We start from the raw sequence: 21,328 nt of genomic DNA on the forward strand, positions 1-21,328 counted from the left end.
GCCGGATGATGCCGGAGGTACCCGGTGTGCTGTCGCGCGACGAATGCTATGCGACAGGGCAGGCGATTGCGCGCATGCAGGAGCCGTCCGGGGCGATTCCCTGGTTCCCGGGCGGTCACACAGATCCGTGGGACCACGTCGAGTCCGCAATGTCGCTGACGGTCACCGGGCTGCGTGAGGAAGCGTCGGCTGCCTTCGGATTCCTTCGCAGTACACAACGTCCCGACGGTTCATGGCCCGTGAAGTTCCGGAACGGGATCATCGAGAACGCCGATACCGACAGCAACTTCACCGCGTACATCGCGGTGGGGGTGTGGCATCACCATCTCGTGACCGGCGACCGGATGTTCACGTCCGAGATGTGGCCGAGCGTGCGAGCCGCGCTCGACCACGTCGTCGACATGCAGTTTCCCGGCGGCCATATCGCGTGGGCGCGTGGGTCGGGCGGACTCGTCGACGAGGCGCTGCTCACCGGATGCGCCAGTATCCACCAGAGCTTGCGGTGCGGGGTTCAGCTCGCAGAACTCGTCGACGACCCGCAGCCGGAATGGGAAGTGGCGCTGTATCGATTGGGGCATGCGTTGCGCAGGCACCCCGAGGTGTTCACGCCGAAGCCCGAATACTCGATGGACTGGTACTACCCGATACTCGGTGGCGCGCTGCGAGGCCCCGAAGCCCATCGGCGCATCCGCGAGCGATGGTCCGATTTCGTCGTGGACGGACTCGGTATCCGCTGTGTCGACCACAAACCGTGGGTGACCGGCGCGGAGACGTGCGAGCTCGTTCTCGCGCTCGATGCCCTCGGCGACAGCGAACGAGCACACGAGCTGTTCGCGTCGATGCAGCACCTGCGCGACCCGGACGGTTCGTACTGGACGGGCCTTGTCTACGACGACGGTAAGCGGTGGCCCGTCGAGGTCAGCTCGTGGACGAGCGCGGCGGTGATCCTTGCGGCGGATGCGTTGTCGCGGACGACCGGCGGCAATGCGGTGTTTCGTGATGCTGCAATGCCCCGGGGGCAGGTGGGTCGTGATCGCTGCACCGAGCACTGCGAGGTGTTCGTCTGACACTGCACCGAGCACTGCGAGGTGTTCGTCTGACACTGCACCGAGCACTGCGAGGTGTTCGTCTGACACTGCACCGAGCACTGCGAGGTGTTCGTCTGAGGGAGTATCCGAGCCACACCTTTACGAGCCGACGACCCCTCCGGTGCGTTCGAGCACTCGCAATGATCCGGTGACGGAGACTTCGGTGAATTCCCCACTTTCGAGTGCGCGGCAGTAGATCTCGTACGGGGGGCGTCCGCCGTCGGCGGGGTCGGGGAACACATCGTGGATGATCAGGGCGCCTCCGGGCTCCACCCATCGTGCCCAGCCCGAGTAATCGGCCTGCGCCGCTTCGCTACTGTGCCCGCCGTCGATGAAGACGAAGGCGAGCGGCGTTCGCCAGAACGCCGCGACCTGAGGAGAACTGCCCACGACCGCGACGACGTGCGACTCGAGACCCCCGTCGGAGAGGGTGTGCCGCAGTTTCCCGACCGTATCCAGCTTGCCGGTGTGCGGGTCGACCAGCGACGAATCGTGGTACTCCCAGCCCGGTTGGTGTTCTTCGGAACCGTGGTGGTGATCGACGGTGACGATGGTGCCGCCTGTCGCCTTCGCAGCCTCGCCCAGATACACCGTGGAGCGGCCGCAGTAAGTGCCGATCTCGACGCCCACTCCGGTGCCGAGGTAGCGGACAGCTGCGTCGTGTAATGCCGTGCCTTCGTCGAGGGGCATGAAACCCGGTGTAGCTTCCGCGAGTTCGAGCGCCTCACGGGGGAGGGAGGTACGAGTCATCGCGGTCGGTCTCCGTTCGTCGGACGAGTTGAATATTCGTGTGCCACATTACCGAGAGCACTCGGCACGCGATACTGCCGTCATCGGATGACGGCACGCGATACTGCCGTCATCCGATGACGGCGAGGCTGTCGAGTTCGCGTATCGCTGCACACGAGCGTGTCACCATGGCAGCGAACATCCGGTCACCCCGTTCGGTCCGGGTGCCGAAGGCGCACCCGAATACAGCGATGAGCGGACCTTGCAGAGCGCCGAATCGGTAGTCGTCCCAGCACTCGGAGAACGCGTAGCGGTCCACGCCGCGCTCCACGAGCCTGCGGTGGTACGCGGTGACCAGATGGTGTTCGTGTTCGCGACGCAAGGCAGGCGGCAACGATGTGCCGAGAAAATAGGCGAGGTCGCGCGCGGGAAGCCCCACGGTGATCGTCTGCCAGTCCACGGCCGTCACCCCGGGCACACCGTCGTCGGGGAACATCAGATTATCGAGGCGATAGTCACCGTGCAGCACGGTGAAACGCTCACTGCGAGCAAGTATCCACTGTTCTGTGGCATCGACGCACCCGCGCAGCGTGTCGTTGTCGCTGTCGTCGAGCAGGTGCCCCAGATCGGCGACGAAGGTATCCACCGCGGGCCCGTACAGCTCGGAGAGGGTACGGGCCTGCGCTTCGTCGGAATGTCCGAGCCATTCCAGGTCGAGCAGTGCCGGGTCGTTCCACCGCGGCGCGTGCAGGTCGGCGAGATTGCGAACGGCGTCGAGTGCCTGTCCCGGTGTGCATCCGCGGATCTGATCACCTTGGCGGGCGGGGGCAAGGTCCTCGAGAAGGAGCGTGAAGTTCCCGTCCTCGCCCAGGGCCGCGTAGTGACATCGCGGCGCACGGACCGAGACGGTTGCTGCGAGATCGGTGTAGAACCGGACTTCGCCGCGGTACGCTCCGGCGAGCATGGCGCGTACGCCGGTGTCGACTGCGGGAAGCTTGGCGACGAGTCGTTCCGGTACCCCGTCGCCGGTGAGTTCGAGCCGATGGCATGTGCCGATCTGCCCGGTACCGATGGTCTATGCGCGAACGGTGTGTACGGGAGCGTCGAGGGCGGCACTGAGCCACTCGGGGGACAGCTCTGCAATATCGGAAACGACGGTGTTGCTCACCGAGTACTCCATCCGGGATTTGCGGGTAGATGTGCGAAACGGTGGGGAGCGCGGATGTGCCGCCACGCGTCGAGTACCGGAGCAAGCTCTGCGGGGGTGGCTCCGTGCAGGATCACGCTGTCGGCACCGGCGTCGAATTGGTCGGCGATCCGCTCGGCGCATCGCTGGGATGTGCCGGTGGCCGACGCCGCGAGCCAGTGCTCGGGCAACTGCGCCTCCAGGTGCCGGAGTACGTCGTCGGTGCCGGTCGCATCGAATGCGCCCTGGTGTTGCTGCACGATCGGGTCTGTGCGGAACCGCTCGAGGTCGGCAGCGGACCAACCGTTGGCCTTGATCAGCACGTCGCCGTAACCCTGGAGATAGGTGGCGAGCCGGCCCACGAGTTTGCGCCGTCGCTCGGTGTGGGGGATGGATTCTTCGACGGTCGCCAGCACCGACCAGATGCGGACGGAGGCCGGGTCGCGTCCGGCTGCGGCAGCGGCGTCGCGCACAATCTTGACGACCCGCGCCACCGTCGCGTCGGAGAAGAAGGTGTGCAGGACGACGCCGTCGGCGATGCGGCCTGCGAGTTCGAGCGATCGGTCGCCGAGTGCGACCATGAGAATCGGGATGCGGTCTGTTCCGTCGGCGGTGCGACGCAGGTATGGGAACGCGCCGGCGGGGCCGTCGTGGCCGATTGCGGCGTCGCCGCGGAACAGTGTGCGGAGCACCTGGGCGGTGTCTTCGAGCCGCGCCGACGACACTCTGGGCAGTCCCATGAGATCGAAGAGGGCGTCGAAGCCGCGACCGAGCCCGAGGGCGTAGCGGCCTCCACTGAGTCGGTGGGCGGTGGTGGCCATGGTCGCGGTCACCATCGGATGGCGGGTCTGGGGATTCGTCGCGGCGGTACCTATCCCGATCGATTCGCTGATGGCCGCAGCTGCTCCGGCGAGGACGCCCGCGTCCTTGGTATCGAATCGTTCGGACAGGAAGACCGCGCCCATCCCGAGTTGTTCGCCGTGGCGGATCTCATGGAGCACTGCGCGCGGGTCGGGGGCGTGCCCGGCAAGCGCATAGAAGCCGAGTTCGGGGAACTCCGGCATGTCGGGCGTGGTCACGACCGCGTCGCGGCACGGCGTTTGCCGAGCACACTCCCGACTGCGTTGTCCAGCTTCGTTCCGAGTGGCCAACCCACATAGTGCGACAGGAACAATGCGATCTCTCGCAGCTGTTCCTCGTCGAGTTCGTCGTTCTGCAGGGCAGCGCCGAGCTGGATCTCGGCGACGTCGCTGAGCCCCTGCGCCGTCAAGGCTCCGAGTAGCAGTAGCCGGCGGTCGCGGATGCTCAAACCCGGTCGCGACCAGATGTCGGCGAACAGATGATCGGCGGTGGCTGCGAAATGGGCACCGGGCCCGTCCTGGAACTCGAACCCGTAGACCTTGCCCATCATCTCGAGGCCGCGCTGGCGCCTGTCGTCGGTCATGAATGCTCCTCCATGCTGTGGGTGCGTGCGACGTCGCCGATCCCGACTCCGAGGCCGGGACCGAGGCCTGCGAGGGAGCGTGTGGCGAGGGGAAGTTCGACGTCGAGTCGGTCGCCGAGCGCCATGGCGAGCGCCAGATCCTTCTCGCCCAGCGCTCGCACGTGCGAGAAGATCGGAAACCACGAATCGTCGGGTTCGAGTGGGGATGTGTTGTCGCGCCACATGATCGATCCGGCACCCCCTGTGATCGCGTCGGTGTGCCGGACGACCTTGCCGAGTTCGGTGATGTCGATTCCGGCGGCCTCTGCGAGGCGTTGCGCTTCGGTCGCGGCGGTGAACGAGACGAAGTGGAGAAGGTTCCGTGCGAGTTTCATGCGGGTGCCTGCACCGACCGGCCCGGCGTGGACGACCAGCGCGGCGAATGCGCTGAACGGATCTCGAACCTTCTCGAACGCTTCATCCGATGCGCCGACCATCACCGCCAGCGCTGCCTTCTTCGCGCCCGCAGCGCCACCGCTGACCGATGCATCCACGAACTCCACGCCGTGCGTTGCGCACAGCGCGCCGAGGTCGACGGCTGTGGTGTCGGAGATCGTCGAGTGCACGGCGATCACAGTGCCGGGTTCCGCGCTCGACAGCAGTCCGTCGGGGCCGGCTACGACGTCGCGGACCTGGGTGTCGTCGAGGACGGTGACACACACGATGTCGCTGACGGAGGCGAGTTCTGCGGCGTTCGAGACGGAGTGGGCGCCCGCTTCGACAAGCGGGGTCACGGCGTCGGGGTTGGTGTCGAGGACGGACAGCCTGCCGGTGTGGTCGAGCAGCCGGTGCGCCATCGGTGCACCCATGTTGCCGAGGCCGATATAGCCGATGCGGATCGTCACGACCGGATCACCTGCCCGCCGTCGACGTTGAAGATCTGACCGGTCACCCAGCCCGCGTCGTCGGATAGCAGGAACAGGCACATGCCGACGAGGTCGTCGGGTGTGCCGATGCGCTTGAGCGGAAGCTGCTTCACCATGTCGGCGACCATGTTCGACGGTGTGGTGGTGCGTGTGGCCTCGGTGTCGATGGGTCCGGGTGCGATCGCGTTGATCCGGATGTTCGACCCGCCCAGTTCGACGGCGAGTTGCTGTGTGAGGCCGTTGATCCCGACCTTTGCGAGACCGTAGAAGCCCGAGTACACCCAGGCGGCAGTGGACGACTGGTTGACGATCGAGCCTCCACTCCTCGTCATGTGAGGCCACACGGCGCGGGTGATGTTCAGGGCCCCGTCGAGATTGACGCTCATGAACTTCTTGTAGTAGTCCCACGGCACGGTGAGCAGGAGATCGAGTTTCATTCCGCCGTAGATCGCGGCGTTGTTGACGACGTGATCGATTCCCCCGTACGTCTCGACGGTCTTGTCGGCGAGTTCCTTCGCCGAATCCGGATCGGAGACATCCACGGGTAGAAATGTGGCGGTTCCGCCGTCGACGACGATCTGCTTGGCCACCTGCTCGCCGAGTTCGGCATCGATATCGGCGACCACCACGCGCGCACCTTCGGCGGCGAGTGCACGTGCGTATGCCTCACCGATTCCTTGGGCTGCTCCCGTGACGATCGCAGTGCGATCGGTGAATCTGGACATATGGCAGGTCCTTTCGATTAAGTGGGGCACTGCGAACGTCAGAGCGCGGGTTCTGCGACGAGCTTGGTCTCCAGGTACTCCTCGAACCCGGCGAGGCCCATCTCGCGGCCGATGCCGGACTGCTTGTATCCGCCGAACGGAGCGTCCGCGGCGTACCAGATGCCGCCGTTGACTCCGAGGGTGCCGGTGCGGACACCCGCGACGACGCGTGCGATGCGATCGGGGTCGGTGCCGTAGACCGCGCCGGAGAGTCCGTAGGGGGAGTCGTTCGCGATGCGGATCGCGTCGTCGTCGCCGTCGTGGGGCAGGATCACCAGCACCGGACCGAAAATTTCTTCCTGTGCGGTGCGGGCGGAGTTGTCGAGTCCCGAGATCAGGGTGGGTTCGACGAAGAACCCGCGGTCGTGCTCGGTGGGCCGTCCTCCGCCGACCACCACCGTGCCGCCCTCCTCGACGGCGAGGCGGATGTAGCCCTCGACGCGGTCTCGCTGACGGGCCGAGATCAACGGCCCGCAGACGGTGCCGGGGTCGCGGGGGTCGCCCGGGCGCAGGCCCTGCAGTGTCTTCTTGGTGGCTTCGACAGCCTCGTCGTAGCGGTCACGCGGCACGACGAGGCGTGTGGTGATCGCGCAGCCCTGGCCGGCGTGTGTGCACACCGTGAACGCCGCCATCGAGCACGCCGCGCGGAGATCGGCGTCGTCGAGTACGAGGAATGCGGATTTACCGCCGAGTTCGAGGAAGACCTTCTTGAGCGACTCCGATGCGGCCCGCATGACCGACTTACCGGTTGCGGTGGAACCGGTGAACGAGATCAGGTCCACTCGGGGGTCCTCGGCGAGCAGTGCGCCGATGCGGTGGTCGCTCGAGGTGACGATGTTGAGCACTCCAGGTGGGAGGTCGGTCTCCTCGGCCGCGATCTTGCCGATGAGCGCTGCACACCAGGGCGTGTCGGGCGCGGGCTTGAGAACCACGGTGTTGCCTGCGGCAAGTGCCGGCCCGATCTTGGCGAAGTTGATCTGGTGCGGGAAGTTCCACGGGGTGATCGCGCCGACCACGCCGGTGGCTTCCTTGAGCAGGTACCGGTGGGTGGGAATGCCCATGGGGGAGGCATTGCCGAGATCTTGTTGCCACGAATAACTCTCGGCGAGATCAGCGAACCACAGCAGGTCGTCGACAGGCCCTTCGAGATGAGCGGCGGCGGTCAGGAACCGGGGCGCGCCTACCTCGGCGATCGTGATCTCCCGCAGTTCCTCGATGTGACAGTGGATGGCGTCGCGGAGTTGGCGCAGGCAATGTGCGCGGAAGGTGTGGTCGCGGGACCAGTCGGTGTGGTCGAAGGCGCGGCGGGCCGCGTCGATCGCAGCGTCGAGATCCGCAGGGGTGCCGTCGGCCGCGTGGCCGAGTACCTCCTCGGTGGTGGGATCGATCACCTCGAATGTGCCGCCGCTGCCGGGGACGAGTTTTCCGTCGATCAGGAGCATGGAACTGTCGGTCGGGCGCAATGTCATCAGACGATTCCCTAACGTTCTGGACAGGTGTCTGGACTATAGTTCGACATGTTCCGGGAAAGCAATGGTTCGGGTGGATGTCCGTACGGGGGAGCTTGATACGGAGAAATCGAGTGTGCAGTTGTGGCCGCAATTTTCGAAAAAGACGACAACGACTGCACACTCGAACGTGGTCAGGAGATAGGGCTCCTCAGAACACTCGCACGCCGAGGCGGCGTCGGATGCGCATGTCGACGAGATAGACGTGCCACAACAGGCGCCATACGTGCGGGGTCATGCGGTGGACGGCGCGCATCGTGCGCAGATATCTGTCGAATCGTCGCTGATCGTCGGCTGTCCAGTCGTAGTGCATGACCTTCCGGAACTCCGGCGGCAGCGCTCCCCGGGTGATCAGTTCGAAATCCCGCCCGAAGATCTCGTGGGCGGCCCGCCCGGCGCGGCCGAGTCGCATTTCGAGGAAGCTCAGATTGCACAGACGCGTGAGATATTCGCGCACCCCGTCGTTCATGGAGATCCGGGTAAGGCCCTCGCGCCAGAGCGCGTCGTATTCGTCGCGGGTCCTCGGCCAGGAGTCGGGACGCACGTTCAACGTGGTCGCCAGGGTGATGCCGTCGCTCAGGACGCTGGTGTATTCATTCTCGGTCAGCGGGCCGTGCAGGAATTCGTGCTGGTCGATGAAGTATTTGAGCAGGCATACGGCTACCCAGAGTTGCAGCCTGGGTGAGTTCGCGCTGTACGAGACGTCGGCGTTCGGTTCGGACACGACGCGGGCGTGGATCTTCCGCACCGTCTCGCGCAGGTATTCGCGGTCGGTTTCGGTGCCGAACACCGCCACTGCCAGGTAGGTCCCCGTCGTGCGGGCGCGTTTGATGGGATGCAGGTCGGCGCGACCGGAGTCGACGGAGCTGTCGACCACACCCTGGCCGACGCCGGGGTCGGCCAACTGCATGATCACGTTGGCTGCGTTGATCGTCCCTCCGAGTGGGGAGACGAGATCACCGACCGACTCGATGGTGCGCACCCTTCCTCCATCTGATGACGAACGTAATCAGTTTACGTCGCCACCGTGGAGCGTGAGTACCGGCTTTCGAACCCGACCTCAGTCGAGGATGTCGCGAACCTGTGTGCCGTCCCGCCCAGCGAGCACCATGTCCTGAGCCACGACCATATGTTTCTGCCAGTGCGTGAACGCCCCCGCACCGTCGCGGGCCCGCAGCAGCTTGATCAACTTGCGCTGTGAACGGACGAACAGCTTGTAGTTCGCCTCGTACTTGTCCACATCGGTCGCGAGTCGCTCGCGGGTGACATTGGTGGTGTGCCGTTCGTAGATCTCGTGCAACATCCCTGCGATCAAGGCGAGTGTGGCGTTGCCTGCCAGCTGGACCATGCGGAGATGGAACCTCGCAGCAGTCTGGCCGAAGGTTCCTGCCGCGTACGACGACGGAATGGCTTCATCCACGATGCGTTCGAGTTCGTCGAAGGCTTCTTCGGTGCCCGTTTCGGCGAGCAACCGCGCTGCGGCGGGTTCGATCGCTTCGCGTGCGACATACACGTCGGCGACGGTGGCGCCCGAAAGTTCCAGCAACAGCGACGCCGGTCGCGCGACCACCTCGGGGCCCGGCACGCATACGCGAGCGCCGGTGCGGGAACCACGGCGGACCTCGACGAGGCGTTCGGCCTCGAGCACCCGAACGGCCTCACGAAGCGTGGGCCGGCTCACGGAGAAATGCTCCATGAGCTCGGCTTCGTGAGGCAGGTGGTCGCCGTCCTTGAGCTCACCGTCGACGATCATGCGGCGCAATTTGCGTGCGACGAGTTCGGCTGTCTTGGGTGTTCGAATTGCTCGTCCCATCGTGCCGGGGGCATCGAAGATCGGAGCCCATGCTTCGTCGGTCACGGGGGGCACCTTCCTGCTCTGTTAGAACTTCGCGTACCTAGTAAAGTACCCGACGAGCGGTCCTCGAAGGAATCTACTTGTGAAGGTACGTCACGGGATGCTGCCCCGGTAGCGGGCGCTGCTGTATGCAGCGGGCCAGCGCAATTCTGAACGCAGGTCTACAGCCGCGCGGTAGGGCCAATGCGGATCCCGCAGTAGTTGCCTGCCCATCATGATGACATCGGCAGCGCCATCGACGAGTATCTGTTCGGCCTGGACTGCTTCGGTGATCAGTCCGACCGCCGCAACGGGGAGTGAACTGGCTTCGCGGGCAACCCGAGCGAACGGGACCTGGTAGCCGGGTCCGACGGTGATCTTCTGGTGCTTGACCATCCCTCCACTCGAGATGTCCATCATGTCCACACCGGTTCCGTCGAGGAGGCGGCACAGTTCGGCCGTGTCTTCGAGGGCCCAGCCGCCGTGGGCCCAATCGGTGGCGGAGATGCGTACCAGCAGCGGGGTGGTGTCGGGGAGCGCGGCACGAACGGCGGCGACGATCTCGAGTAGGAAACGGCAACGGTTCTCGAAACTCCCACCGTATTCGTCGGTGCGGGTATTTCCCAGCGGGGAAAGGAATTCGTTGATCAGGTAGCCGTGCGCGGCGTGGATCTCGACCACTTCGAATCCTGCGTCGATCGAACGGCGCGCGGAGTCGGCGTAGGCGGTAACGAGCGTTGCGATCTCGTCGCGGGTGAGTGCGTGTGGTTCGGGGAGGCCTTCGTAGGCGATCGCCGACGGCGCAACGACCTGCCAGCCGCCTTCCTCTGCGGGTAGCGGAGTGCCTCGGTGGCGGATACTGCCCTTGCGGCCGGAGTGGGCAAGTTGGATGGCGGGGACAGCGCCCATGTCAGAGATGAATCGGGTGATGCGTTTCCAGGCATCGGCCTGCTCGCCGTTCCAGATCCCGGTGTCGGCAGGGCCGAGACGCCCCGCCGGTTCTACGGCGGTCGCTTCGGTCATGACCAGTCCGGCGCCGCCGCGTGCCATTCCGCCGAGGTGCGCGAGATGCCAGTCGGTGGGTACTCCGGATTCCGGTGCCGAGTATTGCGCCATCGGGGCCGCCCAGATCCGATTTCGGGAAGTGATGCCGCGCAGTGAGATCGGCGAGAACAGCAGGCTCTCGGACACAGGTCCTCCGATTCCGGTGATGAGATGGCCGGTAGGGCCAGCCGCCCGAGGCACACGATCGCTCCTTGCGCCTACCATACATAGTCAACTATGTTATCTATGTAAGCACACGGTGGTTTTCACCGTGAGACCAAGCGCCGGATTGCCGGCGGACTCCGAGGAGCGGCAATGTTGAGGACGCGGTTCACCGAGGAATTCGGTATCGAACATCCGATCGTGCAGGGCGGAATGATGTGGGTCGGCCGGGCAGAGCTTGCCGCCGCGGTCTCCAATGGGGGTGGCCTCGGTATCATCACGGCGCTGACCCAGCCCACCCCCGCGGATCTCGCCGAAGAAATCGAGCGGTGCCGCGCGCTGACCGACAAGCCGTTCGGCGTCAACCTCACTCTCACCCTGTCGATCAACCCACCGCCCTACGCAGAGTACCGACAGGTGATCATCGACTCCGGCGTGAAGATCGTCGAGACCGCCGGCTCCGATCCGACCGTTCACGTCGAGCACTTCAAAGAGCACGACATCAAGGTAATCCACAAGTGCACAAGCGTTCGCCACGCTCTCAAAGCACAGCGCATCGGCGCCGACGCGGTGAGTATCGACGGCTTCGAGGCCGCAGGCCACCCAGGTGAGGACGACGTCCCCGGCCTGGTCCTGATCCCGGCATCTGCCGACGCTCTCGACATCCCGTTCATCGCATCCGGTGGTTTCGCAGACGGCCGGGGCCTCGCTGCCGCGCTCACGCTCGGCGCTGACGGCATCAACATGGGGACCCGGTTCATGTGCACCGCGGAAAGCCCTATCCACGAGAACATCAAGCAGCAGATCGTCGGCGCCAGCGAGCTCGACACCCAACTGATCTTCCGCCAGCTCCGCAACACCATGCGCGCGGCGAAGAACTCGGTGAGCGAAGAAGTCGTTGACATCCTCAACAAGGGCGGACGCTTCAAGGACGTCAAGGACCTCGTCGCCGGCACCCGGGGCCGCAAAGTATACGAGAACGGTGATCCCGAAGCTGGAATCTGGACCGTGGGTGTGGCACAGGGCCTGATCCGCGACATCCCGCCGGCCGGCGAACTCGTGCGCCGCATCGCTTGGGACGCCGAGGAGAAGCTGCTCTCCTTGACTCACAAGATCACCGACTCCGTTTCTGTGTCGTGAGGAGCGCGCAATGACCGAGACCGACGCACGCGACGCCACAACCCAAGAGGAATCTCCGCTGCTCGTCACCAAGGACGGGCCGGTCGTGATCCTCACACTCAATAGGCCCGACCGGCGCAACGCCATCAACCGGGCGATGCGCAAGGCTCTGAAGAAAGAACTCTGGCGCGCAGACGGTGACGACGACGTGCGCGTCGTAGTGATCACCGGTGCCGGGACCTCCTTCTCGTCCGGAGTGGACCTGCCCGAGGCGCTGTCCGGGCCACCGCCCCGCACTGAGGGTGTGACGCCGACGCAGGTTCTGCGAGGGATCACGAAGCCGGTGATCGCTGCCGTGAACGGGCCGTGCTACACCGGCGGCTACGAATTGGCCGTGAACTGTTCCTTCATCATCGCGTCCGATCGTGCCGAATTCGCCGATACCCACGCCCAGATCGGGCTCCTCAACGGCTGGGGCGGCAGCGCCATGCTGCCGCGCATGGTGGGGCTGCCAGCCGCGATCCAGTTCATTCTCAGCGGTGAGCCGATCAACGGAGACGTCGCCGCACGGATCGGCCTCGCAAACGAGGTGGTCGAGCACGATGAGCTCATGGCACGCACGCTCGAGATCGCCGGCAAGATCGCCAACGGACATCCCGGTGCAGTACAGCGGATGCTGCGTCTGCTCAAGGAAGGTGCGGGCACCTCGCTCGCACATGCGCTCGGCCTCGAGGCCGAAGCAAGCGCGACGCATCGCTCCGACGGCGCCGATATCGGCGCGCGGTTCAGCAAGCGTCGCTCCGAAAAGTCCTGATCTATACACAATCCGAGCTCTGAGATCATGGGAGGTGGCGCGGTGGAACAGAAGACCACGGCGGTACTCGAAGCAACGACCGGCGACTGGCGTGACAGCCTGGCCACTCTGCTCGACGACTACCGGAAGCGTCCGCGGCCGGCAACGTCCCGTGAGCGTTTCGAGGCTGCCAAGGCATGGCAGTCCGAGCTCGTTGATGCGGGTCTCGCGGCGCCGGGCTGGCCCCGCGAAGTCGGCGGCATGGAGCTCTCGCTCGAGGATCAGCTCGACTATTACCGGATGACGACCAAAGCCGGTGCGCCGAAGCATCCGTGTGGCCTGTCGTTCATCGTCGCACCGACGATCATCGTGCACGGCACACAGGAGCAGAAGGACAGGTTCCTCGAGCCACTGTTGCGCGCAGACGAATTCTGGTGCCAAGGCTTCTCGGAACCGGGCGCTGGCAGCGACCTCGCGTCGTTGTCCACCCGCGCGGTGCGCGACGGTGACGTCTATCGGGTGACCGGCCAGAAGATCTGGACCACCATGGCCGACAAGGCCGATTGGATCTTTGCGCTGGTGCGGACCGGCGCCCCCGGCCGCGGCACGTCCGGAATCACCTACCTCCTGATTCCGATGAATTCACCCGGTATCGAGGTACGTCCGCTGCGCGACGCCGCAGGCGGTCACCACTTCGCGGAGGTCTTCTTCGACGATGTCGAGGTGCCCGTCGCCAACCGGCTCGGCAAAGAAGGCGGCGGCTGGTCGATCATGCGGACCTCGCTCGGTCACGAGCGCGCCACCGCGTTCCTCGCCGACGAATTTCGTTACCGCGGAACGGTCGACAAGGTATTCACGCTTGCCGCAGAGCAGGGTTACGCGAACGACCCGCTGATTCGTCAGGAACTTGCGAAGGTCGAAACCAACGTCCGCGCGATCGCCGCCAACAGTGCCCGAGCACTCGACGCGGTGCTGCGAAACGAGGATCCGGGTGGAGTCGCCTCGGTCAACCGCCTGGTCAAGTCGGAGTTCGAGCAGCACATGCACCGGCTCGCACTGCGCCTGACCGGTTCCGGCGCATTGCTGAATACACGGTCCGAAGGTGTTGTCGAAAAGGGTCGCTGGACATACGGATACGTGATGGCACGCGCCGCGACGATCGGTGCGGGTACCGCAGAGATCCAGCGCAACACCATCGCGGAGAACGTGCTTGGCCTGCCATCGCATCGCGGCGAGGGCCGCCGAGACCCGGTGGTCGCACCGGGCCGACCGCTCACTGCTCCCGAAGAAGACGAGGCGGCGCTGCGCGAGGTACTCGGCGACCTGGTGTCGTCCTACGTGGACACCGAAAAGCTCCTTGCGCGTGAGTCGACGCCTGGCGATTACGACATCGGCCTGTGGGACGAACTCGTGAAGTTCGGTCTGCCCGGTTTGACCGCGCCGGAATCTCTCGGTGGTGGCGGCCAGTCGTTGCGGCTGCTGTGCGCCGCCGTCGAAGAGGCTGCGTACCATCTCGCGCCGGTGCCGCTCGTACCGACCGCGATCGCACTCGAGGTGCTCGTCGCTGCCGGCGTGGACGACGTTGCTCGCACCGTCATCTCTGGTGCAACCGCTGCGTTCGTCGCTCCTGTCGACGACCGGGGTTGGGTTACCGGTTCAGGTCTGCCCGTGCTCGACGGTGGTCGCTTGACCGGCCGGGTCGAGCGGGTCGCGGGCGTGCCCGTCGCCGACGTGCTCGTGGCTCTCGCGACCGACGCGGCCACAGGCGACCGCGTGCTCGTCTCGGTGCAGCCTGCAGATGTCACTGTCACGGTGCAGAACTCGGTGGACCTCACCGCAACCGTGGGTATCGTCACCGCGAACGGAGCACCGGCCACGGTGCTCGCGTCCGGGCAGACCGTCGATGACGTATTGGTCCACGCTCGCCGCGTCGCGCAGTTGCTCGTTGCCGCGGACTCGGTGGGTGTCGCCAATCGAGCTCTCGCGCTGGCGGTGGACTGGGCCGGACAGCGTGAACAGTTCGGCCAGCCGATCGGTTCGTACCAGGCAATCTCCCACCGTTGTGCCTACCTGTTGGTCGGCGCAGAAGGTGCACGGGGCCAGGTGCTTTTGGCCGCGGACTGCGTCGAATCCGATCCCGATGCGGCAACCTCCGCGAACCTTGCCGCGGCGGCCGCGCTCAGCACTGCGGTGTCCGCCGCGGAGGACTGCATCCAGATCCACGGCGGTATCGGCTTCACGTGGGAACATCCCGCGCATCTGTTGCTGCGCCGTGCCACGGCCAACGAGGCGTGGATCGGCCGGCCGGAGGTCCTTCGGGACCGTGCCGTGGGCGAGGTGTTCGACCGGCTGTCCTGACGGGCCGAGCGAACTCACTGTCACGAGACGAGGCCGGTGTCCCGAAGGGGACACCGGCCTCGTCCTGTAACGGGGTTCGGATCGGTCAGCCGACGACGTCCTTCTCCCTCAACTCGGCTATGCGTTCGGGGCTGATCCCGATCTCGGTGAGGACCGAGTCGGTGTGCTCACCGATGGTGCATCCGGCGTCGGCCTTCACGCCCGAGCGGGAGAACCGGGTCAGGGGAGCGAGACGTCGGTGCTCGTCGAAGACGGGACTGTCGGCGAGCACGGTGTATCCGGCCTCGAAGTATTCGTCGCCCTGCAGATGACGCTCGGAGGTTTGTTCGGTCACGACGACACAGCCGATGTCGTGCGCGTTGAGTTCCTTCTCCCAGTCGAACTTGGAACGCGTGCGCAGCACGGCAGCGAGCGTCTCGGCGAGGTCCGTATCGTTGGTGGTGCGCAGATCCGGCGTCGAGAACTTCTCGTCTCCGAGGTCGGCGTATGGGGTCAGCGCCTCGACCAGGCTGTTCCACTCGAAATCCCGCGGTGCGGCGAGGAAGATCCAGCCATCCGACGCCTCGTACAGGCGGTACAGAGCGCCGAGACCGTACATGTCCGGGTCGGAGACCGGCGGCTCGGGACGGTTCGCGTAGTCGGAGTTACGGTCCATGAGCGCGTGGGTGGCGGAGGACAGCATGGTCGCGGTCATGTCGCCCAGCGCGCGGCCGCGTTTACGGGCGAGCAAACCGAGCAGCATCGACGAAGCGACACCGAGGGCGGCGACCCCGTCGGCCTGGACGGACGGATTGGCGCCTGCGGTGTGCCGGCGCAGGGCGACACGTTTGATCTCCTCGAGATCGTCGCCGTGGAGGTCGAGGCCACCGAGGTCGCTCATGGTCAGGCCGGATGCGGCACCGACAGAGGGCGCGTATGCCGGGCGGCCACCGTAAGGACCTTCCGTGCCGTACCCGGGAGCGTTGAGGTACACAAGATCCGGATTGAGTCCCTTCAAGGTCGCGGCGTCCACACCGATGCGTTTCGCGGCGCCCGCACGGTAACTCTGGAGGACGATGTCGGACCTCTTCGCGAGTTCGTGGACGATCGCGAGGCCTTCGGGGGTGTTGATGTCGAGCGCGACAGACTCTTTGCCCTGCAATACTTTGGCTCCGCCCGCCTCGGGGAATGCAACCAGGTTGCGCATCGAATCGCCGGCGAGGGGCTCGACCTTGAGGACTCGGGCACCGAGATCGGTGAGTACTGTCGCGCCGTACGGCGCCGCGAACATCGAGCCGAGCTCGAGGACCGTCACCCCCGCGAGGGGCAGCTCGCCGGTGGGTGCGGCGGCGGCAGACGAGGCGGTCGGTCCGGATGTCAGTCCCTCGAGCACTTCCTCCGTGTCGGCCCCGAGGCGAGGCGCCGGTCGCAGTTCCGTCAGTGGTTTGCCATCGACATGGACGAGTGTGGACGGCTGGCGGACCGGGCCGCGATCGGGGTCGTCGATGGTCACCACACGGCCGTCGTGCTGAAGCTGTGGATGATCCAGCGCGGCGACCGGATCGCTGAAGATCTCGGCACTGACATCGGGGTTCGTATCGAAGACGTGCTGCCATTCCGCGAGGGTGCGCTCACGCACTTTCTCGAGCATGGTGTCCCGCAGTTCGACGCGGCGTTCGACGTCGTCGAAGAGCGGGATGCCCTGCCAATACGGGTCGGTGAAGACGTGGGCGAGGCCGAACTCGGTCATCATCGCGAAGAACAGGCGAGGCTCGGTCTGCGCGAACTGAAGCCAGTGACCGTCCTTGGTCTGTGCGACGAGCAGAGGGTAGATCAAGGGCGCAGCGGGGCGGCCCTGATCGTCGAACGCATACATCGCCTGGTAGGCGTCGGGCCAACGTGCACACACGAGTTCGAAGAACCAGTTGTAGGTGTCCATCGAGGCCGCGCCGCGTAGCAGGTCGGCTTCGACATGCTGGCCGACACCACTCGTCTCACGTTCGTACAAAGCGGAGAGGATGCCCTGGACCGCAGTGTGGGCTGCTCCCCACGACGCCCATGGAGTGGGTGTGAACGACGGCCCGGGACGTTCGGACATCTGCGCCTTGCCGTGGAACACGCCCATGCGGGCGAGGACAAGGGCTTCGTAGCCCTTGTCGTTCGCCCATGGACCGGTGGTGCCCCACCCGGTGATGGACGCACTCACCAGACGAGGGTTGAGGTCGGCGAGATGTGCGGGTGTAAGACCCAAGCGCTCGAGAGCGGCGGGACGTGACGTGGTGACCAGCACGTCGGCGCTGCGCAACAGGTTGTGCAGCGCGGCGAGTCCAGTGTCGGTATGTAGATCGAGGGTGAGGCTCTTTTTGCCACGGGCGAGAGCCGGCCATCCGGTCAGGGCGCGCAGGGCGCTGCCTGCCGGCGGTTCGACCATCACAACGTCGGCGCCGGCATCGGCGAGAAACACGCTCGCAAAAGCGCCGGGGGTCGTGGTGGAGAGATCGACAACGGTGAGGCCGTGCAGAGGGGCCGTCGACTGGGTGGAGGCTGCGTTCACGTCAGACCTTTCGAAGGGGTACGGCGAACGAGAAGGTGTGACCTTTATAACTAACGAAGTTCACTACGTCTACAACTTGACCAAAGTTTGTTAGCCTCCCTTTCCCTTTGCTGTGGTAACGATCTCGGCTCCGGCACGAAAAAATGCACGCCGACCTGGGTCGACGTGCATTTCAAGGAAAGGGGTGAGGTTCAGGCCCGGAATCGGAGCAGTCCTTCTTGGGCTGTGCTCGCCACGAGGTTTCCTTCCCGATCGAAGAGATGCCCACGCGACAGTCCTCGACCGTTGCCCATCCACGATCCTTCTTGCTCGTACAGATGCCATTCGTCGGCGCGGAACGGGGTGTGGAACCAGACGGTGTGGTCGAGGCTCGCCAGTTGCAGTCCGGGTGAATCGATGTGCCGGCCGTGCGGAGGCAGTGCCGCGGACAACAGAAAGAGATCTGAGCAGTACGCGAAGCCTGCGGCTTGGGTCAGTGCGTCGTCACCGAGTGGCTCAGGAGTGCGAACCCACGCGCGTTGCCGAGGTGGACGAACCTCGCCTCGGCGATTCGCCAATCGTGGATACTCCTCGGGGAAGCGGAACTCCACCCCGATGTTGGACAGAAGCGGGAGGAGCCAGCCGGCTTCTCCCAGCTCCAGGGTGCTCATGCTGTCCTCGAACTGTGGAAGCTGCTCGGGCGGTATCGCGGGCTCGCTCATCGGCTGCTGGTGCTCGAGGCCTGCTTCCGGACGCTGGAACGACGCGGTGGCAACGAAGATCGTACGGTCGCCCTGTACGGCGCGTACGTTACGCGTGGTGAAGCTACCCCCGTCGCGTAGTCGCTCGACGTGGTACTCCACGGGTACGTCCGAGCGTCCGGGGTGTATGAAGTGACCGTGCAGCGAGTGCGCTTGCCGGTCGGAGTCGACTGTGAGACCCGCTGCGGCCAAGGATTGCCCGAGCGCCTGGCCGCCGTAGATCCGCGGTGCAGCGATGTTCGACTCGCCCCGGAACACGTCGTCGCCGGCGCTTTCGAGCGTGAGGATGCGCCGCACGGGCGGTCGAGGAATGTTGGCCACGGATTCTGCGGTGACGGCTATAGACATAGGTAAATTGTATAACTACGTTGTATCGCGCATGGGTGTGTTGGCGTTGGGAAGAGAGATCGTGGACTATCGCTATCTGGGCCGCAGTGGTGTGCAGGTATCCGCGTTGTCCCTGGGGGCCATGTCGCTGGGCTCGATGGGAAACACGGACGTCGACGAATGCACCGGGATCGTGCACCGCGCGCTCGATGCCGGCATCAACATGATCGACACCGCGGACGTCTACTCGCAGGGGCAGTCCGAGGAGATCATCGGTGCGGCTATCGCTGGGCGCCGCGACGACGTCATACTCGCCACGAAATTCTACAACCCGATGGGGCGCGATCGTAATCGTCGTGGAGCTTCACGACGCTGGATCGTTCAGGCATGCGAGGACAGCCTGCGTCGGCTGAAGGTCGACCACATCGATCTCTATCAGGTCCACAGGCTCGACGAGAACACTGATCTCGACGAAACCCTTTCCGCACTATCGGATCTTGTCCGGTCCGGAAAAGTGCGGATGATCGGCTCGTCGACCTTCCCGGCCGAAGCCGTCGTCGAGGCGCAGTGGACGGCGGAACGCCGTGGATACACTGCCCTGCGCACCGAACAGCCCCCGTACTCGATATTCGTGCGTGGTGCAGAGCGCGACGTGTTCCCGACGTGCGAACGGTACGGCATGGGAACTCTGGTGTGGAGCCCGCTGAACGGCGGATGGTTGACCGGAAAGTACCGATCCGATGAGGACCCGGCTGCCGATTCCCGGTTCGCCCGTGTTCCTCGCGGAGCGTGGCGCACGGACTCGCCGGGTGCGCGACGCAAGCTCGAAGCGGTCGACGAGCTCGAGAAGGTTGCGAGCGACGCCGGCACGGACCTCATCGGTCTGTCGATCGCCTTCGCCATGGCGCATCCCGCGGTAAGTTCGGTGATCCTCGGCCCCCGTACCCTCGACCAGCTCGAAAGTCAGCTTCCCGCAGCAGAAATCGTTCTGTCCGACGACCTCCTCGATCGTATCGACGAGATCGTCTCGCCGGGCACGAACATCTCCCGAGGCGACCTCGCCTTCGAACCCCGGTCGATTCGCCACAAGAAATTGCGGCGCCGCTGAAGTCCGAACGAGCAGAAGGAAATCCGTATGCAGCATCTGGACGCGCCCACCGCGATCCGCGCATGGCACGCTCTCGTGGAACTGCCCGATCCCGATGCGCTGCGAGCTCTGCTTGCTCCCGGCGTCGTATTCAGATCGCCCGCGGTCCATACTCCCCAGGAAGGCGCGGAACGCACCTTCGCCTATCTGTGGGCCGCGATTCAGGTGTTCGGCCCCAGCCTCGACTACCGGCACGAATGGTACGACGATAGCTCCGCCGTTCTGATGTTCATCGCCGTCGTCGACGGCCTGACGATCGAAGGCGTCGACATCGTCCGGTGGGACGCCGACGACCGTATCGTCGAATTCACAGTCATGGCCCGCCCGTACAAAGGGCTGCAGGCACTCATCGGTGCAATGGGCCGGCAGTTGGGAAGCGCGTGATGGCATAGCGTTCCCGCGCTGCCGTCGACGTACGACAAGGGCGACGCGCACTGCCGTGCTCTTCCGCCGTCATTCGATCCACACATCCTCTCGAAAGTTCACCCATGCAGCGCACATTCTTCGAAAGCGATCACGAAGCGTACCGTCACACGGTCCGCGAGTTCCTGGCTCGCGAGGTCGAGCCACACTACGAACGATGGGAGGACGACCGGCTGGTCGACCGTTCCGCCTGGCTTGCGGCCGGGAAATCCGGCATCGTCGGCCTGGCTGTGCCGGAGAGGTTCGGTGGTTCGGGTGTCTCGGATTACCGATTCCGCTGTATCACCGCCGAGGAGATCGCCCGCACCGGCACGACCTCCTTCGGATCGGGAATCAGCCTGCAGGACGATGTTGCACTGCCGTACATCATCGACTTGGGAACGGATGAGCAGCAACGGCGTTGGTTGCCACGCATGGCTGCCGGTGACCTCATCGGCGCCATCGCCATGACCGAACCCGGCACGGGTTCGGATCTGCAGGGCATAAAGACCAGTGCGGTCCGAGATGGCGACCACTGGGTCCTCAATGGGCAGAAGACGTTCATCACCAACGGTATCCATTCCGACGTGGTGATCGTCGTGGTCCGCACCGATCCGGACGCCGGTTCCCGCGGTTTCTCTCTGTTGGTCGTCGAGCGCGACATGCCCGGCTTCAGTCGGGGGCGCAAGCTGCACAAGGTCGGTCTCGCGGCGCAGGACACCGCGGAACTCGCCTTCGAGGATGTGCGGGTGCCTGACGCGAACCTGCTCGGCACTGAGGGCAAGGGGTTCGTCCATTTGATGGAACACCTTCCCCTCGAACGCATCTCCATCGCAGTCGCCGCGATCGCCGCAGCGCGCGCCGCCTACGAGTGGACGCGTGAGTACGTGTTCGAGCGCAAGGCGTTCGGCAAGCCCGTCGGAGACCTCCAGAACACCCGCTTCGTGCTCGCCGAGATGCTCACCGAGATCGAGGTGACCCAATCGCACATCGACCAGTGCGTCCTCGCGCTCAATGCCGGCGAACTGACTGCCGTCGATGCCGCGAAAGCCAAGTGGTGGGCCAGTGAACTGCAGAAACGCGTCGTAGACAGGTGCGTCCAATTGCACGGCGGCTACGGATTCATGATGGAGTACCCCATCGGACGCGCGTTCGTCGACAGCCGTGTCCAAACACTCTACGGCGGCACTACCGAGGTGATGAAGGAGATCATCGGCCGAGACATCGCGGCGCGGCCGGCCTGAC

19 protein-coding genes are annotated in these 21,328 nt (G+C 65.1%); 7 read left to right on the top strand and 12 right to left on the bottom strand.

Annotated features, from left to right (window positions below; translation table 11 throughout):
- Positions 1–5 precede the first annotated feature (5 nt).
- A complete protein-coding gene (locus ACTDXD_RS15560; RefSeq protein WP_440123219.1) occupies positions 6–1,067 on the top strand; it encodes a prenyltransferase in 1,062 nt (353 codons plus the stop codon).
- Between the two features lie 120 nt (positions 1,068–1,187).
- On the opposite strand, the gene ACTDXD_RS15565 is transcribed toward ACTDXD_RS15560, so the two are convergent.
- From ACTDXD_RS15565 to ACTDXD_RS15610, 10 genes are all read right to left on the bottom strand, one after another.
- Positions 1,188–1,838: a class I SAM-dependent methyltransferase gene (locus ACTDXD_RS15565; protein ID WP_440123220.1), complete on the bottom strand. Its 651-nt coding sequence runs from the start codon at positions 1,836–1,838 to the stop codon at positions 1,188–1,190.
- Between the two features lie 109 nt (positions 1,839–1,947).
- Positions 1,948–2,781: a phosphotransferase gene (locus tag ACTDXD_RS15570; RefSeq protein ID WP_440123221.1), complete on the bottom strand. Its 834-nt coding sequence runs from the start codon at positions 2,779–2,781 to the stop codon at positions 1,948–1,950.
- Positions 2,782–2,981: 200 nt separating this feature from the next.
- Entirely contained in the window at positions 2,982–4,082 is a 1,101-nt protein-coding gene (locus ACTDXD_RS15575) for a TIGR03857 family LLM class F420-dependent oxidoreductase (protein WP_440123222.1), read from the bottom strand.
- Entirely contained in the window at positions 4,079–4,447 is a 369-nt protein-coding gene (locus ACTDXD_RS15580) for a carboxymuconolactone decarboxylase family protein (protein WP_440123223.1), read from the bottom strand. The genes ACTDXD_RS15575 and ACTDXD_RS15580 overlap by 4 nt, the downstream gene beginning before the upstream one ends.
- Positions 4,444–5,331, bottom strand: coding sequence for an NAD(P)-dependent oxidoreductase (locus tag ACTDXD_RS15585; protein WP_440123224.1), 888 nt, complete (start codon positions 5,329–5,331; stop codon positions 4,444–4,446). The genes ACTDXD_RS15580 and ACTDXD_RS15585 overlap by 4 nt, the downstream gene beginning before the upstream one ends.
- Entirely contained in the window at positions 5,328–6,077 is a 750-nt protein-coding gene (locus tag ACTDXD_RS15590) for an SDR family oxidoreductase (protein WP_440123225.1), read from the bottom strand. Before ACTDXD_RS15590 ends, ACTDXD_RS15585 begins: the two co-directional genes overlap by 4 nt.
- A 38-nt stretch (positions 6,078–6,115) precedes the next feature.
- Positions 6,116–7,585 (bottom strand): aldehyde dehydrogenase, encoded by a 1,470-nt coding sequence (locus tag ACTDXD_RS15595; protein WP_440123226.1) that lies wholly within the window; start codon positions 7,583–7,585, stop codon positions 6,116–6,118.
- Positions 7,586–7,775: 190 nt separating this feature from the next.
- Positions 7,776–8,606 (bottom strand): oxygenase MpaB family protein, encoded by an 831-nt coding sequence (locus ACTDXD_RS15600; RefSeq protein ID WP_440123227.1) that lies wholly within the window; start codon positions 8,604–8,606, stop codon positions 7,776–7,778.
- A 78-nt stretch (positions 8,607–8,684) separates the two neighbouring features.
- Complete coding sequence (locus ACTDXD_RS15605; RefSeq protein ID WP_440123228.1) at positions 8,685–9,482, bottom strand: FadR/GntR family transcriptional regulator; 798 nt, start codon at positions 9,480–9,482, stop codon at positions 8,685–8,687.
- A gap of 90 nt (positions 9,483–9,572) precedes the next feature.
- Complete coding sequence (locus ACTDXD_RS15610; protein ID WP_440123229.1) at positions 9,573–10,649, bottom strand: NADH:flavin oxidoreductase/NADH oxidase; 1,077 nt, start codon at positions 10,647–10,649, stop codon at positions 9,573–9,575.
- 168 nt (positions 10,650–10,817) lie between these two features.
- On the opposite strand from ACTDXD_RS15610, the gene ACTDXD_RS15615 reads away from it, so the two are divergent.
- From ACTDXD_RS15615 to ACTDXD_RS15625, 3 genes are read left to right on the top strand one after another with little or no spacing between them, the layout of a single operon-like run.
- On the top strand, positions 10,818–11,804 hold the full coding sequence (locus tag ACTDXD_RS15615) for an NAD(P)H-dependent flavin oxidoreductase (protein ID WP_440123230.1): 987 nt from the start codon (positions 10,818–10,820) through the stop codon (positions 11,802–11,804).
- Positions 11,805–11,814: 10 nt separating this feature from the next.
- The gene (locus tag ACTDXD_RS15620) at positions 11,815–12,597 is read left to right on the top strand and encodes an enoyl-CoA hydratase-related protein (RefSeq protein WP_440123231.1); all 783 of its coding nucleotides are present in this window, start codon (positions 11,815–11,817) and stop codon (positions 12,595–12,597) included.
- A 27-nt stretch (positions 12,598–12,624) separates the two neighbouring features.
- Positions 12,625–14,934 carry an acyl-CoA dehydrogenase family protein gene (locus tag ACTDXD_RS15625; RefSeq protein WP_440123232.1) on the top strand — a complete coding sequence of 770 codons (2,310 nt, stop codon included), beginning with the start codon at positions 12,625–12,627 and terminating at the stop codon, positions 14,932–14,934.
- Between the two features lie 85 nt (positions 14,935–15,019).
- Here ACTDXD_RS15625 and ACTDXD_RS15630 read toward each other — a convergent pair whose 3' ends face one another.
- A complete protein-coding gene (locus ACTDXD_RS15630; RefSeq protein ID WP_440123233.1) occupies positions 15,020–17,467 on the bottom strand; it encodes a CaiB/BaiF CoA transferase family protein in 2,448 nt (815 codons plus the stop codon).
- Between the two features lie 191 nt (positions 17,468–17,658).
- Entirely contained in the window at positions 17,659–18,555 is an 897-nt protein-coding gene (locus ACTDXD_RS15635; protein WP_440123234.1) for an acyl-CoA thioesterase, read from the bottom strand.
- Positions 18,556–18,616: 61 nt separating this feature from the next.
- On the opposite strand from ACTDXD_RS15635, the gene ACTDXD_RS15640 reads away from it, so the two are divergent.
- The 3 genes from ACTDXD_RS15640 to ACTDXD_RS15650 all read left to right on the top strand — a co-directional run bounded on the left by ACTDXD_RS15640 (position 18,617) and on the right by ACTDXD_RS15650 (position 21,327).
- On the top strand, positions 18,617–19,642 hold the full coding sequence (locus ACTDXD_RS15640) for an aldo/keto reductase (protein WP_440127660.1): 1,026 nt from the start codon (positions 18,617–18,619) through the stop codon (positions 19,640–19,642).
- Between the two features lie 27 nt (positions 19,643–19,669).
- A complete protein-coding gene (locus ACTDXD_RS15645; RefSeq protein ID WP_440123235.1) occupies positions 19,670–20,065 on the top strand; it encodes a nuclear transport factor 2 family protein in 396 nt (131 codons plus the stop codon).
- Positions 20,066–20,169: 104 nt separating this feature from the next.
- On the top strand, positions 20,170–21,327 hold the full coding sequence (locus ACTDXD_RS15650) for an acyl-CoA dehydrogenase family protein (protein ID WP_440123236.1): 1,158 nt from the start codon (positions 20,170–20,172) through the stop codon (positions 21,325–21,327).
- The last annotated feature ends 1 nt before the right edge of the window (position 21,328 follow it).

It is taken from the genome of Rhodococcus sp. SJ-3 (assembly GCF_051918125.1).
Taxonomy (GTDB): Bacteria; Actinomycetota; Actinomycetes; order Mycobacteriales; family Mycobacteriaceae; genus Rhodococcus.

Coding starts and splice junctions, on each gene's coding strand:
- ACTDXD_RS15560 (WP_440123219.1), top strand. CDS start 6: ATGATGCCGGAGGTACCCGGTGTGCTGTCGCGCGACGAATGCTATGCG.
- ACTDXD_RS15565 (WP_440123220.1), bottom strand. CDS start 1,838: ATGACTCGTACCTCCCTCCCCCGTGAGGCGCTCGAACTCGCGGAAGCT.
- ACTDXD_RS15570 (WP_440123221.1), bottom strand. CDS start 2,781: ATGCTCGCCGGAGCGTACCGCGGCGAAGTCCGGTTCTACACCGATCTC.
- ACTDXD_RS15580 (WP_440123223.1), bottom strand. CDS start 4,447: ATGACCGACGACAGGCGCCAGCGCGGCCTCGAGATGATGGGCAAGGTC.
- ACTDXD_RS15590 (WP_440123225.1), bottom strand. CDS start 6,077: ATGTCCAGATTCACCGATCGCACTGCGATCGTCACGGGAGCAGCCCAA.
- ACTDXD_RS15595 (WP_440123226.1), bottom strand. CDS start 7,585: ATGACATTGCGCCCGACCGACAGTTCCATGCTCCTGATCGACGGAAAA.
- ACTDXD_RS15615 (WP_440123230.1), top strand. CDS start 10,818: ATGTTGAGGACGCGGTTCACCGAGGAATTCGGTATCGAACATCCGATC.
- ACTDXD_RS15620 (WP_440123231.1), top strand. CDS start 11,815: ATGACCGAGACCGACGCACGCGACGCCACAACCCAAGAGGAATCTCCG.
- ACTDXD_RS15625 (WP_440123232.1), top strand. CDS start 12,625: ATGGGAGGTGGCGCGGTGGAACAGAAGACCACGGCGGTACTCGAAGCA.
- ACTDXD_RS15635 (WP_440123234.1), bottom strand. CDS start 18,555: ATGTCTATAGCCGTCACCGCAGAATCCGTGGCCAACATTCCTCGACCG.
- ACTDXD_RS15645 (WP_440123235.1), top strand. CDS start 19,670: ATGCAGCATCTGGACGCGCCCACCGCGATCCGCGCATGGCACGCTCTC.
- ACTDXD_RS15650 (WP_440123236.1), top strand. CDS start 20,170: ATGCAGCGCACATTCTTCGAAAGCGATCACGAAGCGTACCGTCACACG.